This window comes from Alcanivorax sp. DSM 26293 (assembly GCF_900107995.1).
Classification (GTDB): domain Bacteria; phylum Pseudomonadota; class Gammaproteobacteria; order Pseudomonadales; family Alcanivoracaceae; genus Alcanivorax.
In genome coordinates this window covers 255,355-270,238 of the sequence record NZ_FNUM01000003.1, presented here as the reverse complement: position 1 = coordinate 270,238, position 14,884 = coordinate 255,355, and the positions used below count along the sequence as shown (strand labels likewise).

The 14,884-nt window shown below is 60.5% G+C and carries 13 protein-coding genes; 4 read left to right on the top strand and 9 right to left on the bottom strand.

Features of this window, described 5'->3' with window-relative positions:
• Positions 1–58 precede the first annotated feature (58 nt).
• Both C4S63_RS07635 and C4S63_RS07630 read right to left on the bottom strand, forming a co-directional pair.
• Positions 59–388: a hypothetical protein gene (locus C4S63_RS07635; RefSeq protein WP_103917219.1), complete on the bottom strand. Its 330-nt coding sequence runs from the start codon at positions 386–388 to the stop codon at positions 59–61.
• A 318-nt stretch (positions 389–706) separates the two neighbouring features.
• Entirely contained in the window at positions 707–1,777 is a 1,071-nt protein-coding gene (locus tag C4S63_RS07630; RefSeq protein WP_103917218.1) for a fatty acid desaturase, read from the bottom strand.
• 92 nt (positions 1,778–1,869) lie between these two features.
• On the opposite strand from C4S63_RS07630, the gene C4S63_RS07625 reads away from it, so the two are divergent.
• Complete coding sequence (locus tag C4S63_RS07625; RefSeq protein ID WP_103917217.1) at positions 1,870–2,862, top strand: AraC family transcriptional regulator; 993 nt, start codon at positions 1,870–1,872, stop codon at positions 2,860–2,862.
• A gap of 86 nt (positions 2,863–2,948) precedes the next feature.
• Here the strand turns inward: C4S63_RS07625 and C4S63_RS07620 are convergent, their stop codons facing one another.
• The 3 genes from C4S63_RS07620 to C4S63_RS07610 all read right to left on the bottom strand — a co-directional run bounded on the left by C4S63_RS07620 (position 2,949) and on the right by C4S63_RS07610 (position 5,877).
• Positions 2,949–3,218, bottom strand: a complete 270-nt coding sequence (locus C4S63_RS07620) for a YdeI/OmpD-associated family protein (protein ID WP_062815218.1) — start codon at positions 3,216–3,218, stop codon at positions 2,949–2,951.
• 146 nt (positions 3,219–3,364) lie between these two features.
• Entirely contained in the window at positions 3,365–4,783 is a 1,419-nt protein-coding gene (locus C4S63_RS07615; RefSeq protein ID WP_103917216.1) for an amidase, read from the bottom strand.
• 266 nt (positions 4,784–5,049) lie between these two features.
• Complete coding sequence (locus C4S63_RS07610) at positions 5,050–5,877, bottom strand: HAD family hydrolase (protein ID WP_062815220.1); 828 nt, start codon at positions 5,875–5,877, stop codon at positions 5,050–5,052.
• 161 nt (positions 5,878–6,038) lie between these two features.
• Here C4S63_RS07610 and glsA point away from each other — a divergent pair, with 161 nt between their 5' ends.
• The gene (gene glsA / locus C4S63_RS07605; protein ID WP_234999962.1) at positions 6,039–7,073 is read left to right on the top strand and encodes a glutaminase A; all 1,035 of its coding nucleotides are present in this window, start codon (positions 6,039–6,041) and stop codon (positions 7,071–7,073) included.
• A 133-nt stretch (positions 7,074–7,206) separates the two neighbouring features.
• Here the strand turns inward: glsA and C4S63_RS07600 are convergent, their stop codons facing one another.
• Entirely contained in the window at positions 7,207–7,680 is a 474-nt protein-coding gene (locus tag C4S63_RS07600) for a peroxiredoxin (RefSeq protein WP_062815222.1), read from the bottom strand.
• 398 nt (positions 7,681–8,078) lie between these two features.
• Positions 8,079–9,953: a hypothetical protein gene (locus C4S63_RS07595; protein ID WP_062815223.1), complete on the bottom strand. Its 1,875-nt coding sequence runs from the start codon at positions 9,951–9,953 to the stop codon at positions 8,079–8,081.
• A 219-nt stretch (positions 9,954–10,172) separates the two neighbouring features.
• Between C4S63_RS07595 and C4S63_RS07590 the strand changes: the two genes are divergently transcribed.
• Positions 10,173–10,838, top strand: a complete 666-nt coding sequence (locus C4S63_RS07590; RefSeq protein ID WP_103917215.1) for an SDR family oxidoreductase — start codon at positions 10,173–10,175, stop codon at positions 10,836–10,838.
• Positions 10,839–11,035: 197 nt separating this feature from the next.
• Here the strand turns inward: C4S63_RS07590 and tmpT are convergent, their stop codons facing one another.
• Complete coding sequence (gene tmpT, locus C4S63_RS07585; protein WP_103917214.1) at positions 11,036–11,683, bottom strand: thiopurine S-methyltransferase; 648 nt, start codon at positions 11,681–11,683, stop codon at positions 11,036–11,038.
• Between the two features lie 168 nt (positions 11,684–11,851).
• Here tmpT and C4S63_RS07580 point away from each other — a divergent pair, with 168 nt between their 5' ends.
• Positions 11,852–12,448: a hypothetical protein gene (locus C4S63_RS07580; protein WP_234999961.1), complete on the top strand. Its 597-nt coding sequence runs from the start codon at positions 11,852–11,854 to the stop codon at positions 12,446–12,448.
• A gap of 212 nt (positions 12,449–12,660) precedes the next feature.
• On the opposite strand, the gene C4S63_RS07575 is transcribed toward C4S63_RS07580, so the two are convergent.
• Positions 12,661–14,748 carry a VIT and VWA domain-containing protein gene (locus C4S63_RS07575; protein ID WP_103917213.1) on the bottom strand — a complete coding sequence of 696 codons (2,088 nt, stop codon included), beginning with the start codon at positions 14,746–14,748 and terminating at the stop codon, positions 12,661–12,663.
• Positions 14,749–14,884 lie beyond the last annotated feature (136 nt).

The window sequence follows — 14,884 nt, the reverse complement described above, 5'->3', positions numbered from 1 at the left end:
ACACTTGACCGAAAAAGCGTAGCTTTTTGGGGTCAAGTGCTTACTCTTGTTAGCTACACTAGAGTCTGTATCCAGTGTATTGAACTTGTCCTATCTTCTGAACATCAAAAAATAGGTAACTTCTCTCTGTATACTCAGATATTTCAACGTTCAAGAAGTCTTTTTTAGCTTTATTTAACGAATCCTCGATGTAGTCTCTAGTTGCATGTACATCGGGTGCTCTTTCATCTTTGCGTATGTCATAACTATAGACAGCATCATCTGTGGAGATTTGCAAATCCACAATCTCAATTGGGGAGCCGTCATGTGCGCTCTTAACTGTTTTCACTTGAACACTAAATACGGTGATTGAACTTCCATTTACTTTGAGTTTCTTCTTTTTTGGCATAAAGCCTCCTTGTATAGCTAACAGCGTATTAATTAGAACGTTCCGCATAACCCGGTTCCGTATAACTCTGGAACCGTACCCCCTGGATCCGAAAGAAAATCCTGCCATAACAATGGGTTGGGATGCTATAGCCAATCTCTTACACGGAGTTATAAGGAGCGTTCTATATAACTCCTGACTGGTATTCTCACAGCCGATGGCAGCAAGGTGTTTGATTATGAAGAAGATTCTAAAGGTCGAAGTGAGTAGGCTAGGCCGTTTCCGCTGAAAACCAAAAAGCCCGCACAGGACGGGCTTTTTGTTGGCAAGTCATCACCATCAAGCCGCTTGCGGTTTGTCGTGCATCCGGTTGGCCCGTCGGAAGGTGCCAAGATCATTGAATCTCACCCCATTCTCCTTCAACACCACATGGGCCCGCTTGGCGGTCATCTGCCGTACGTAGAAGGGGTCGCGGATCACGAAGTGGTGGATGGCGTGGGTGCTGCCGAAGTTGAAGCAGAAGGCCTGCAGGGGCCACAGCCACCAGACGTTCAGCACCTGGCATTGTTCGGTGATCTTGCCCGGTTCGTTGTCGCCGTAGTAATGCATGTTGGACGAGATGAAGTGCAGGCAGAAGGTGCGCAGCATGTTGGGGGCGATGAGTACCACCACCAGCGGGGTGATCCAGGTGAATTGGGCGGTGACCACTTCCGGCCACGGGATGCTGATGCCGGCCAGCCAGGCGGCGCCATTGAGCAGGTGGTAGAGCACGAAGAAGTGCCAGATGGCGTGGACGATCACGCCCAGGGGGTTGTAGCTCACCAGGCCGATGAGGCGGAAGTTCTTCAGGTCCTTGCGGGTGATAACACCGCGGCGGTAGAGCTTCAGGGGTTCGGTCAGGTATTTCACCGCACGAAGATAGACGGCCAGCATATTGTCGCCCACCATGATCAGGCGCTTGAGTCCCCACTTTTCGCCATTGGTGATACCGCGCTCTTCCAGGTCGGTCTCGCTGCCGGAATGCTTGTGGTGATGGAAGTGCAGGTGGCGGCGCACCCAGGGGTTGATGGTGGTGGGGCGCCACAGGTACACGCCGAGCATCATCAGGTGATGAACCAGCTTGTTGTTCTTGAAGTACATCCAGTGGATCAGGTCGTGCTCCAGTTCATGGAGCAGTGACGTCCAGAAGGCGGTCAGCAGGATCACCGCCCAGGCGGGCATGATGCCTTGCAGGTAAAGCACGGCGTTGAGGCTGCAACCGGCAATCGCCAGGGCAAAGATGCCGAAGCCGATGGCGTTCTGGTGCTTGAGCCAGCCGTGCCGTTGCCGTATATCATCACTGATAGCGATGATGTCGCGTTGTATCTTCTTGTCTGTCGCGGACTTGCCGCGGGCAGGTGCAGTTGCCATGGGAAACCTCCATTTCTCGATGGCAACGACTTTAGGCAAGGCCGGCCAGGAAAACTCGGCTTTGCCCGCCAACCGTTTGACCGGGGACGCCAATGTCAGAAAAAAAACAGGCGGCAGCGCTGCTGATGGGGCCGCTTGTGCACTTGTTGCACGAGCGGGGGCTGGACGGCGACGCCATTCTGCGTCGCCACGGGCTGGACCCGCAGATGGTGCAGGATCCGGAGGCCCGGCTGGATGCGGCGGTGTCCACGGCGCTGCTGGATGATTGCCTGCAGGAGCTGGGCGATCCGGGCATGGCCATCGAGGTGGCCCGCCATGCCCAGTACAACACCTTCGGGGCCCTGGGGCTGGCGGTGGCGGCGGGGGGCGATCTGTACAGTGTGCTTAACCGCATTACCCGCTTTCATCGCCTGATCAGCGACCTGGTGCGCACCGAGCTGACCGTGGATGACGCCACCGTGGCCCTGCAGTTTTCCTCCAACACGGATCACCAGCCCCACCCCCAGGCCATCGTCTTTGTCATGGCCACCATTGTTCGCCTGCTGCGGATTCGCATTCACCGTGACCATAACCCGGTAGCGGTGTGCGCGCCGGAGTGGCTGGAGCCGGGGTTACGCCAGGTCATGGCCCGCTATTTTCGTTGTCAGGTGTCGGTGGCGGATCACTACAGCCTGGCGTTCGACAAGGACAACGCCCAACACATGCTGGCGGCCAGTGATGTGCAGCTGGCCGCCATGCTGGATGCCACCCTGGCCCAGCGCCTGGCTGCCAGTGAGCAGGCGGCCTTGGCCAGCCGGTTGGCACTGTGGATCGAGCAGCGTTTACCGGATGGCGAGCCCGCCCAGGCGGATGCGGCGGCGGAATGCTGCATGAGCACCCGCAGCCTGCAGCGGCGGCTGGCAGACGAGGGGCTGAGCTGGAAACAGTTGCTGGAGGATACCCGCAAGACCCTGGTGGAACGCCACCTGCGCACTCCGGGGATGACGGTGACACAGATGGCGTTTCTGTTGGGGTTTTCCGAGGTGAGTGCGTTTTCCCGGGCGTTCAAGAAATGGTACGGGGTGTCGCCGAGCCAGTTTCGGTGATGTGGCTCGTAATCGCCGATCTGTAGGAGCTTGCCTGCAAGCGATGGGTGTCGGGTTCGCCATGCAAGCATAGCTCCAACGGCCAGTCAGGCCTTGCCGGTGCGTTCGCGGTGGGGGCAGCCCGGCCAGCAGCAGGGGCGGCGTTTGCCGGCGGTGAGGTTTTCCCGGGCACGGGTAATGCGCCCCTGCCGGGTTGCCTCTCTCTTGGCATCTTCAATCCAGCAGATCCATTCGTTGCGGGCCAGCGGGGTGATGTCTTGCCATTGTGCCAGCATGGCGCTATCCGCCTGGAGGGCTTGGCGAAGGTCATCCGGTAGCGCGTGGACCACGCCGCCGCTGATGGTCTGGTTTTCCATGATCCGGATTCCTTGTTAGATCAACGTAGCGACCATAGCAAAAGGCGGTGGGCGGCCACTATGACGTGAGTCGCTGAGTTTGGTTCTTCCAGCGATTACCTGTCGTGTGGGGCCTGGGCGGGGTGATGGTGCAGTGCGCCTGAGGCTCAGTGCACCCTACCCAGAGACTGGAAGGGGTGGGCCTCTTCCAGTTCGAAGGCCAGACCCAACAGCAGGGCCTCTTCGCCGTTGGCGGCAGAGAACTGCACGCCGATGGGCAGGCCATCGGCCGTCTGGCCCAGGGGCAGGGAGATGCCGGGGCCGCCGGAGGCGTTGTTGGCGGGGGTGAAGGTGGTGTAGCGCAGCAGCCGTTCCAGTTGGGTGTCGAAGGGCAGGTCGGCGCCCAGGTAGCCGATTTGCGGGGTGGTGTGGGCCAGTACCGGGCTGAGGATCACATCGTATTGCGCAAAGGCGGCGGCGTAGCGCTGCCGGGCCAGACGCAGCTGGCGCAGCATGCCCGGGGTTTTCAGAAAACGTTGCTGGTAATAGTCGGCCAGGCCACGGGTGAGCGGGTCCAGCTGGCCGGCATCAAAACCCTGGGGGAACAGGGCCTTGCCGCCCTTGCTGACCAGGAAGCCGAGCATGGCCCAGTAGAGCAGAAAATCTTCCACGAACCGGGCGGGCAGGTCGATGCGGGCCTCTTCCACGGTGTGTCCCAGACTTTCCAGCAGGCGGGCGGTGTCTTCCACGGCGCGGCGGGTCTGCGGGCAGGTGGCATCCCCGGTCACCGAGTCGATCATCATGCCCACGCGCAGCCGTTGCTTGCCCGGGCCGGTGACCTGGCCGATGGGTTTGAGCTTGCGGTTGCGGTAGTAGCGTTCCGCTTCCATAAAGAAGTGGGCCGTGTCGCGGACGCTGCGGGTGAGCACGCCATCGTTGACGATATTCACCGGCAGCACCTTGGCGGCTTCCTGGTCGATCAGGCGCCCGCGGGTGCCTTTCAGGCCCACCAGGCCACAGCAGGCGGCGGGAATACGGATGGAGCCGCCACCGTCGTTGCCATGGGCGATGGGCACGGCACCGGCGGCCACCAGGGCGGCGCTGCCCCCGGAAGACCCGCCGGCGGAGTAGTCGCTGTGCCAGGGGTTGCGGGTGGCGGGGACGCCTACCTGTTCGGTACTGGCGGTGAAGCCAAAGGCGGGCAGGGTGCTCTTGCCCAGCAGGTTGAAGCCCTGGGCCAGGTACTGTTTGGCGATGCCGCTGGTTTTCTTCAGTGGCGCCTGACCCAGGGCGCGGCTGCCGTGGCCGGTGGGCAGGCCGCGCAGGTCCAGGTTGTCCTTGATCAGGCTGGGCACACCGGCGAAGAAGCCGCTGAAGCGTTTGCTGTCGGCGCGCTGGCGGGCGGCGTCGAAGGTGTCCAGGGTGAGCCCTTTCAGGGTGGGCTCCACGCGCTGTAGCCGGGCGATGGCCGCCTCGGTGACCTCCCGGTTGCTGACCTGACCCTGGCGTAATCGCTCGGCCAGGGCGGTGGCGTCGTCGTGCCCGAGGGCGTCGTCGCAGAAGGCGTGGAGGGGGTTGCTGGCCATGAGTCTCTCCCGGCTAAAAAGATGCACGATCGTACCATTAATGATCGGTGCGAAGGGGCCAATTGTTATTTTACGGCGCTGACCGAATCCGGGTTTTAGCACGACGGATGGGTCAGGCGGAATGCTTCCCTTTGGCGCCCTGCTCGCAAGGCGAACTCCTTGATCCCTCTCCCGGCTCCTTCGCCTTGCGAGCAAGACTCCAACGGGAATGGCAACGGGTTCCCTTCGTTGGGGATCGCGCCGCGAGCGACGCTCCTACGGGAGGGCTAGCGGGCACGCTCCACGCGCTTGTGCTGGGCCAGCAGGTGGCGGGCCAGGCTGGTGAGCTCGGCAATGCTGCCGACCACGGCGTCCGGGCGATGAGGGTGCTTGATGGTGTTGGGGAAGATCTTGTCCAGCCAGGCCTGATCCCAGCCGGCGCCGTTGTAGAAAATGGAGGTAACACCGGCTTCCTTGGCGGCGATCACGTCGGTGGTGCTGTCGCCCACGTACCAGCAGCTTTCCGAGGGGGGAAGGCCCAGTTTTTCCATGGCCAGTAGCAGCATTTCCGGGGATGGCTTGCGCTTGCTCACGTCGCTGCCGCACACCACTACATCGAACAGGTCTTCCCAGCCGGTACCGTCCACCAGGGCCAGTTCGTGTTCCAGAAAGTCCCGTTTGCGATTGGAGATCAGGCCGACCTTGATGCCCAGTGCACGGATACGTTCCAGCTGCTGGCGGATGTCGTCTTCCAGGGGGAACACTTCGTCCACGTATTTTTTATAGGCCTCGTCGAAGGCCTGGTGGGCACGGCCCTTGGCATCCTGATCGCTGCCGAACAACACTTCGAAAATATCGGTGCGGGAAATCTTTCGCTGGGCAACGATCTTGGGATGCAGGCGTTTATGGTCCTTCACATAAATGAGCAGCTTGGCGTCTTCGATGGTCTTGGAATCATCCGGGTCCAGCAGTCGGTCCCACAGGTCCAGCTCCTTGAGGTGGGGCAACACATCGTCCACGGCGTGGTACATGGCATCGTGGGTGTCCACCAGGGTAGCGTGCCAGTCGATGAGGATGGCTTCGGGTTTCGCATGGGGCAGTTGCAGGATGCTCATGGTGCTCTGTCCTTGCCGTTCATAACGTATTGTTAGCACATAACCTGTGGCGCTGATGTGAACCCGTGGCGGATGGGTGCTGGTCAGGTTGCTGGCCACCCGTATAGCATCCCTACTCAAGGTGGCATTGTTCAAGTTGGTTGGTGCAAGGGAGAGAGAGCATGGGATGGGTTGCAGGGAAGAGAGTGCTGAGCGGGATGGTGTTGGTCGGTGGCCTGTTGGTGTCGGGCCTGACGCTGGCCGGTGAGTTACCGTCGGCGGAGGCGATTCGCGCGGCACTGACGCAGGCCCATGAGCGTTATCAAGGGCTGGACGAAGGCGCCAACGCGGATTATATCCCGGCCCTGGCCAAGGTGGATTCAGACATTTTCGGCATTGTGCTGGTGACGGTGGATGGCCGGGTGTTCAGTGTCGGCGATGTGAAATCCGAGGTATCGATCCAGTCCATCTCCAAAGTCTTCACCATGGCCTTGGTGATGGAAGAGAAGGGCGTGGCGGCGTTACCGGATACCATGGGGGTGGATGCTACCGGGCAGCCGTTCAATTCCATCCATGCCATCGAGCAGTATCGGGGAGCGGAGATGAATCCGCTGGTCAACGCCGGGGCGATTACCGCCACCAGCATGGTGCAGGGGCGCAATGCCGATACGGTATGGAAAAAGATTCTCGGGTTTTATAACGATTTTGCCGGTCGGAAGCTCACCGTGCAGGACGACATCTATGCCTCGGAGGCGGCCACCAATCAGCGCAATCAGGCCATCGCGCATCTGATGCATGCCTACGGCCATCTGCAGGGCGATCCGGTGCAGGCCACGGATATTTATACCCGCCAGTGTTCAGTGGGTGTGAATGCCCGGGACCTGGCAGTGATGGCGGCGAGCCTGGCTAACGGCGGGGTGAATCCGGTGACCGGCAAGGCAGTGATGACAGCGGCCAATGTGCCCGAGGTGCTGGCGGTCATGGCCACCGCCGGTTTGTATGACGATGCCGGCAAGTGGCTGTATGCCACCGGCCTGCCCGCCAAGAGCGGGGTGGGCGGCGGCATTATTGCGGTGTCGCCGGGCAAGTTCGGTATCGCGGCCATTTCCCCGCCACTGGATGCGGCGGGCAACAGTGTCCGTGGCCAGAAAGCCATTGCGGATATCTCGGCGGCGCTGGGTGGCAACCCTTATGAAGTGGTGCCGTATCAGCGGTAACCGGGTGATGAGGGGAAAGACCGGGCCTGAACGTAGGGTGCACTGAGCCCAGGCGAACTGCACCAGCCCAACGCTTGATGGTGCAGTTCGCCTGGGCTCAGTGCACCCTACACATTATCTTGCGTTGTTCGTCTCAGAGTTCGCCGAGCACGGTTTCGGCGCTGCTTTTTTCCACGCCTTTTTCATCCACACCCAGGTATTCCACCACGCCGTCATTGGCGATCAGGGCGAAGCGTTTGCTGCGGATGCCCATGCCGCCACCGGTGGCATCCAGTTCCAGGCCCAGGGCTTTGGCGAATTCCGCGTTGCCGTCCGCCAGCATGGTGATGTGCTCGGCGTTCTGGTCTTTCTGCCAGGCATCCATGACGAAGGCGTCGTTGACTGCCATGCAGGCGATGGCATCGGCTTTTTCCAGAATGGCATCGGCGTTGATCACGAAACCGGGCATGTGGGTGTTGGAACAGCCTGGGGTGAAGGCGCCGGGTACCGCGAACAGGACCACTTTGCGGCCCTTGAAAAAATCCCCGGTGTTCAGGTCTTCCGGGCCTTTGGCGCCGTTGGTCTTGATGGTCAGGGTGGGAAGGGTATCGCCGACTGCAATGGTCATGATGGGCATCCTTTGTTGAAGAGCCTGTTTGAGGTCTATACGCAGCCGCGCCGGAGTCAATTTTTTCGTCAGGTCGTGATTGCGATTGTGCCGTGTAGTCACTCTACATAAGAAAGCGCAATCGCGGGCTGGCGGAAAAAGGGGCCCGGCCCTTCGGGTTGCTGCTCAAAATGGCGCCATACTGTGTTGCGAACCTTGAACTTGACCCGTCAGGCCCTGCGGTCCGCGCCTTGCCTGGCGCCATTTTGAGTAGCAACGCGGTTGCGTATAGACCTCAAACAGGCTCTTTAAAGTGGATGTCCACTGTAGCAAAGACGCGGTGACAGAAAAGGGGGAGGCGGGGCAGAAACAAAAAACGCCCCGTTAAAGGGGCGTTTTCTGTGAGGCTTGGTAGCGTATTAGCCGAGCAGACCCAGCAGGCCACCCAGTACCGGACCCAGTACCGGGATGGTGGTCAGGGCATCATTCAGCGGGGCCAGCAGGTTGCTGGCTTCGCTTTCACCCAGCAGGGATACCAGCAGGTTACCGACCAGATCGCCGACCAGCGGCAGTTCTTCCACCAGGGCGGAGACGGTATCCAGCAGGTTGCCGTTCTGGTCCAGGATGCCGTCCAGCAGGGAGGCAGGATCACCGCTCATCAGACCGCCCAGCAGGCTGCTCAGCAGCTCGCCGAGAACCGGAATCTGTTCCAGCATGGCCAGGTCCGGGGTCAGCATGTCGCCGCCAGCGCCGCCCTGCAGGGTGGTCAGGATCTGGTTGAGCAGGTCGCCCAGTACCGGAATCTCGTTGAGCATGTCGGTGCCCGGCAGCTCGCCGCCGGTGCCGGCACCGGTGAGGGCGGCCAGCAGTTCGTTGAGCACGTCACCCAGTACCGGAACCTGCTCCAGCAGGGCGGTGAACTGCTCCAGCTGGTCGGCGGAGTCGGTCAGGCAGTCCAGCGGGTTGGCGGCGTCACAGGACACAGCACCCAGCAGCTGGTTGACCACATCGCCCAGTACCGGCACGTTGGCCAGCAGGTCGGTCACCATGGCCAGTTGCTCGCCTTCCAGGGCGCCCATCAGGGCTTCCAGGCTCAGGGCGTCGGTGGGCAGGCCACCGCTGCCACCACCGGCTGCGCCATTGAGGATGTCGCCCAGTACCGGGATTTGCGTCAGCAGGTCAGGCAGGGATTGCAGGTCACCGAGGGTGTCGAACAGGTCACCGCCGTTACCCAGCAGGCCGGCCAGTTGTTCACCCAGTACCGGAATCTGTTCCAGCATGGCGGGCAGTTCGCTCAGCAATTCCATGTTGCCCGGCTCGGCCAGGCCAGCCAGCAGGTCTTCCAGGATGCTCGGATCCAGGGGGCTTTGACCCAGCAGTTCGCCGATGGGGCCCAGGTTTTCGCCAGCCGCCAGCAGGCAGGTGAACGGGTCCGCGCCTTCCGGGCACAGTTCGCCCAGACCGCCGGTCAGGTTGAGGATGGAGCCCACGCCGCCGAGCACTTCGGTGAAGCATTGATCCGGCGCAAATTCCTCGGCCTTGGTGGCAATGGGGCACAGGGCCAGGGACAGGCTGTTCACGGTGCCGATCAGGGGTTCGCCCATGGCCAGGTTGTCCGCGACCTGGGTCAGGCAGAGCTGGGGATTGAGCGCGTTGTCGCAGCCCAGGTAGCCCAGTACGCCGGCCAGGGTGCTGTCCGGAACGGTGCTAAGGGCAACTACCACACACTCAAGCGGGTTTTCAGCGCCGGCACACAGCTGCTGGCCGATGGGGCCGCTGCTATCCAGGACGCCGCCCAGGGTGTCGATCAGATAAGGAACGCTTTCTTCCAGGCAGGTCGGCAGGAAAGTGGGTTCGCTCACACTGCCGAGCAGGTCGGTGTCAGTGGCGGCAACCGTGTTGGCGCAGAGCAGGCCCAGCACGTTGTCGTTGCCCAGGGAGATGTTGGTCAGCGCTTCGTTTTCGCAGGCCAGCACATCAATGGCGCCACCCAGCTGGGTGCCGAGCAGGGTCTGCGGGCAGACGGAAACGGTAAAGTGGTTGTTGGTGTCGATCAGCGTCAGAAGCTGTTGGCTCTCTTCGTCGGTGAGCGGCGGGGTCTCATCGTCGCCACCGTCTTCCCCCCCGGTGTCGCCACCGTCGGTATCACCCTCGTCTTCACCGCCAGTGTTGCCGGTTTCTTCGCTGGTGTTGCCGTTATCGTTGGTCGGGTTGCTGCCACCACCGCCGCCGCCGCAGGCGGCCAGGGTGACGAGCAGGGAGCTCATCAGCAGGATTTTCAAAAGATGTAGCATGGGTACTTCCCCCTTAATCTTCCATGAACACAAAGTGTGTATGACAGGCGTATCAGCGCGATCCACCCATGCGCGCACTATATAAAATTCATTGCGGTGCCAATGTTGGCTAAAAATGTCGTTTTGTATCTGGTATTGCAGTGTTTTGTAATGCACAACAGAAGTGCTTGAATGGGGTGCCCGCTAAGTGGCTGGGATATCAACGGAAAGGAGGCAGATATGGCGAAGACAATTGTAATTACCGGCGCAAACCGGGGCATCGGCCTTGCACTGGCCCGGCACTGGAAGGCCCGTGGGGACAGGGTGCTGGCGGTATGCCGTCAGGCGTCCACGGCGCTGATAGACAGTGGGGTGGAGGTCATTGACGGGGTGGATGTGAGCACCGCAGACGGGGTCAGCAACCTGACCAGTGCCCTGGGCGATACTCCGGTGGATATTCTCTACAACAACGCCGGCATCATGCTCAGTGAGACGGTGGACCAGATGGACTTTGAGCAGCTTCTGGACCAGTTCAAGGTCAACACCCTGGGCCCGCTGCGGATGACCGTGGCATTGCTGGGCAATCTGCGTGAGGGCAGCAAGGTAGGATTGATGACCTCGCGGATGGGGTCCATCGCCGATAATACCTCCGGCAAGAAATACGGCTACCGCATCAGCAAGGCGGGCCTCAATGCGGCGGGTAAATCCCTGGCGCTGGACCTGCACGATCGCGGCATTGCCGTGGCAATCTTGCACCCCGGTTGGGTACAGACCGATATGACCGGCAACAGCGGTAATCTGACCGTAGACGAAGCAGCGGCCAACCTGATTGCCCGCATGGATGAACTGAACCTGGAAAACAGCGGCACCTTCTGGCACTCCGACGGCAGCGTGTTGCCCTGGTGATTTGATCGTGAGTGCGGCCAGATCAGGAAATATTTTTCCAAAGAGGGCAGAGAGGTGTGTGCTCTGCCATTTTGCGAAGGGTGTCTTTTGCAGGAGCTATGCTTGCATGGCGAAGGCTTGGGAGCGCAATGGGAGCATAGCTCCTGCAAGGCGAGCCGGCTTGCGGGTCTCGAGCACGCCGGCCCTCTACGAAAAAATCAGTCCAGCAGAAACGCATTTTCGTATAACGCCGATAGCCCTTTCTCCCGGAAAACCGGTTCGTGGTCGAGAATCATTTTTCGGGAGAGTGAGGTTACCCGGTAGTGATCGCCGTACCGTGTTTCCACTTCCTCCTGGTCCACCGAAAACGGCGGCCCCGCCATCTGCTGTTGATCATATTCCAGCGTGATCAGTAACTGCCGCGCCTTGTGGGTCAGCGTCTGCAGATGGCGGGCATACCGTGCGCGCAGTGTGTCCGGCAGGGCGATCAGGGCGGCGCGGTCATAGATCGCATCCACGGCGGGAAGATCATCGGGCGTCAGCAGAAAAATGTCGCCCTGAAAGACGGTCAGGTCACCCTGCCGGTAACGCTTGCCACCTTGCCAGGGGGTGATCTCCGGTTGGCGGTTCAGGGACGCGAACAGGTCGGTGACGGCTTTCCCGGACAGCTCCGCGCCGATCACGCTGTAGCCCTGCTCCAGCAGATAGCCAATATCCAGTGTCTTGCCACACAAGGGCAGAAAAAGGGTCTGCCCGGCTTTCAGTGACAGCTCGCCCAGGTACCGTTGCAAGAGTGGATGGACCTGGGGCAGGTGAAAGCCCAGTTCCCCGTTGTGCCATTTCTGATGCCAGAATGCCGGATCCATGGTGTCGCCTTGAATGTCAGAGTCAGTGCTGTTTCGGTCAATCTTGCCACGATGCCCGGTTATTGTGCGGGAACAAACCCTGCTTGTATTGCTACTAAGAGACTCAGTCCGCATCGTTTAGCAGAAACCGTAACGTCCCATTCAGAGACTTGCCAAGGAGAGCAGGCCATGACGCACGCTGTGCGCTTTCAGCATCCCCGTTATACCATCCGCCGCAAATTCTTCCGGCTGTTTGGTGATGCCTTTCATCTCTACACGGACACGGGCGAGCTGGCGCTATATTCCAACATGAAGCGTTTCCGCATCCGCGAGGATATTCGCCTGTATGCGGATGACACCCAGGAGCAGGAGCTGCTGCGGATTTCCACGCGCAGCATTTTTGATTTCGCCGGTGCCTACGACGTGCATGATTCGCAACGCAATGAGCATGTGGGTACGTTGCGGCGGGCGGGTTTCAAGTCTTCCTTCCTGCGCGATCACTGGACCTTCCTGGATAGCGAGGGTCGGGAAATTGGCACCCTGGAAGAAGACTCCATGCTCAAGGCGCTGGTGCGCCGCTATATCGAATTTCTGGCGTTCTTCTTTCCGCAGCATTACCACGCCAGTGTGGCCGACAAGCCCGTGGCGGAATATCGACAGCGATTTAACCCTTTCATTCTCAAACTGGATGTGGATTTCAGTGCCGACCGGGACGGCCGGTTGGACAAACGCCTGGGGATTGCCGCCGGGGTGCTGTTGTCGGCGATCGAGGGTCGGCAGGAGTAAAGAGGTTCATCGCCGCTTAGAGGAAACGGAAGCGGCCACCGACCGTGTAGGGTGCACTGAGCCTAGGGCGAACTGCACCGATTCGGCGCTTTGTGGTGCAGTTCGCCTTGGGCTCAGTGCACCCTACATTTGGAAAGCCGTGGGGTTTGCGGCCATAAAAAATTCCGGACAGGGGAGACCCTGTCCGGAAAGGGTTGCTGTCATCAGTTGATTCATTGGCGCCGGCGCAGCCCGCCGCCGACCAGCAGGATCAGGAAGGGCAGCAGGGTACCGATGCCGAAGGCGCCGCCACTGCCGCTGCCGCCGCTGTAGGAGGGACGGTTCGTGGTGTACATGGGCTGTGCCTGGTCCACCCGGTTGCTGGTGGGCGCGTTGGCCTGCCGCTGGGCCTTGGCGAGTTTTTCGATTTCCCGGCGTTTGGCATTGCGACGTTCGATGCCGTACTCCTCAAAGACTTCGTCGCGCAGCACCACCATGGAGGTGTAGTTGGTGACCAGGCCGTATTCCAGGCCCAGGTCGACGATGCCCTGCTGCAGATCCTTTTCTTCACCGAAATAATTGATCTCCCGTTGCATGTCCTGAATGGTGGCGTAGGCCCACAGGCGTTCCAGTTCCGGGTTGTCGCCGCCACTGGCGGGGAAGTCGAAACGGGTCTTGTATTGCTTGTCCTGGCCGGCCACGTTGGCGCGCAGGGTGACATTCGCCGGACCATCGCCCCAGTAATGGCCGAGCAGGACGATCTGGCGACCTTGGTAGATGCTGCCGATGCGCTGCGGTTGCAGGTCGGCGGTGCGCACACCATCGATGTCTATCTCTACGTCATTCATGGCCTGGTGGGTGAGCTTGGCGGTGGCGTTCAGAATCTGCCCGGCGATGTCGTCGCTGTTGGAGACGCTGAGGGCAAAGCCGTTGCTGGCATCCGTCATGGCGGTGAGCATGGGGCGGTTGGCGCTGTTACCCATGACAAAGGTGAATAACCGAACGTCATGGCTTTCCAGCAAGTCGATAAAATCTTTTTGTTGGGTCTTGCCCACGTTGGCCACGCCATCGGTGACCAGCACGATGCCGGTGGGACGGTCTGCGTCCAGCGGTTTCAGGGCCAGGCTCAGGCCGCCGAACAGGTTGGTGCCGCCACGGGATTGCAGCTGCATGACTTTCTGCGTGTAGCGACGAATGCTGTCCGGGGTGGCATCCACGAAGCCATTAGTGAGTTCTTCGGCGCGGTCATCAAACAGCACGATACGGAAACGGTCTCCGCCGCGCAGTTTGCCCAGGGCCTGGCTGACGCCGTCGGCCAGGGTGGCAAGTTTGGCATTCATGGAACCGGAGATATCCAGCACGAACACCCAGTCGCTGCCGGTGGTGATTGGCGGCAGGTCGTCACCGGGGGTGATGCTGAGCATGAAGGTGCCGCGGTCTTTCCCCGGGGCCTTGTAGGCAACCAGATCCACGCTGCCGGGCAGGTCTTGCTGGTGGCGCCAGTAGACGACGATGTCCTGATTCAGGGTAAAGGCATTGGTCGGCTGGCCATTGGCAGCGGGAGGGGAGAAGTTGGCACTTTCACTGTTGTCGTCTTCCTCGCTGACAACGGTTGCGGTGCGATTATCCAGTTTTACCTGCCAGTGTTGCGGGCCCAGTTGCTGGATCTGTGCCTGGGGATGTTTGGGCAGGCGAAGGGCGTCCACCGGGTAGCCGCTGCGCAGGTTGAGGGTGAAACTGAAATGTTCCTCGACACTGTCGTTGGCGGTCCAGAACGCCAGCTTTTGTTCGTCCACCCCGCCTTCTTCCAGCGGGTACACATAGCGACCGATGCCGGTATCCACAAAGGCCGGCTGCATGTAGACCAGCCGCACCCGGGTGTCCTGGCCGGCACGTACCGGTTGCACCCGCACATCGAGGGCCTTGTAGCTGTCCTTCTCGGTGAGTCCGGCTTCGCGGCCAGCGGCTTTTTCCTTTTCATAGACTTGGCGGGCCTGCTGTTTTTCCAGCACCTCGCCGATTACCGGCTTGCCGTCGATCCACACCGTGAACTCGGCCACGGTGCCGCGCTCCGGGACCGGGAAGCGGTAGTAGGCTTCCAGGTCCTGGTCATTGGGATTGTGAAAAACCTGCTCCACCTCGGTGATGGCGTAGCCGTCTTCCACGTCCACGGTGACATGCTGTTCGCGAATTTGCAGTGGTGGCAGGCCGCTGTTGGTTGGCGTCATCAGCCCCGCGGCCAGGGCCGGGGTGGTCAACATGCTGCCCAGCAGCAGTGCCAGGCCGGCAAACAATCGGGTCAATCCGTTCCTGAAACCCATGATGGTTCTCCTTGTTATGGATCATGGGATTCGTTTTACCGGTGGCGAGGCCATTTGTTAAACAGTGTTCATTAACAATTCATGTCGCGGGGTGTTCAATAGCGAACCGGCCCGGGGCCGGCGCGCGAGGTGCCAG

Bases quoted from the DNA above. Each gene is read 5' to 3' on its own strand.
- C4S63_RS07595 (WP_062815223.1), bottom strand. From the start codon at position 9,953: ATGCTACATCTTTTGAAAATCCTGCTGATGAGCTCCCTGCTCGTCACC.
- C4S63_RS07615 (WP_103917216.1), bottom strand. From the start codon at position 4,783: ATGGCCAGCAACCCCCTCCACGCCTTCTGCGACGACGCCCTCGGGCAC.
- glsA (WP_234999962.1), top strand. From the start codon at position 6,039: ATGGGATGGGTTGCAGGGAAGAGAGTGCTGAGCGGGATGGTGTTGGTC.
- C4S63_RS07575 (WP_103917213.1), bottom strand. From the start codon at position 14,748: ATGGGTTTCAGGAACGGATTGACCCGATTGTTTGCCGGCCTGGCACTG.
- C4S63_RS07590 (WP_103917215.1), top strand. From the start codon at position 10,173: ATGGCGAAGACAATTGTAATTACCGGCGCAAACCGGGGCATCGGCCTT.
- C4S63_RS07620 (WP_062815218.1), bottom strand. From the start codon at position 3,218: ATGGAAAACCAGACCATCAGCGGCGGCGTGGTCCACGCGCTACCGGAT.
- C4S63_RS07580 (WP_234999961.1), top strand. From the start codon at position 11,852: ATGACGCACGCTGTGCGCTTTCAGCATCCCCGTTATACCATCCGCCGC.
- C4S63_RS07635 (WP_103917219.1), bottom strand. From the start codon at position 388: ATGCCAAAAAAGAAGAAACTCAAAGTAAATGGAAGTTCAATCACCGTA.
- C4S63_RS07610 (WP_062815220.1), bottom strand. From the start codon at position 5,877: ATGAGCATCCTGCAACTGCCCCATGCGAAACCCGAAGCCATCCTCATC.
- C4S63_RS07630 (WP_103917218.1), bottom strand. From the start codon at position 1,777: ATGGCAACTGCACCTGCCCGCGGCAAGTCCGCGACAGACAAGAAGATA.
- tmpT (WP_103917214.1), bottom strand. From the start codon at position 11,683: ATGGATCCGGCATTCTGGCATCAGAAATGGCACAACGGGGAACTGGGC.
- C4S63_RS07625 (WP_103917217.1), top strand. From the start codon at position 1,870: ATGTCAGAAAAAAAACAGGCGGCAGCGCTGCTGATGGGGCCGCTTGTG.
- C4S63_RS07600 (WP_062815222.1), bottom strand. From the start codon at position 7,680: ATGACCATTGCAGTCGGCGATACCCTTCCCACCCTGACCATCAAGACC.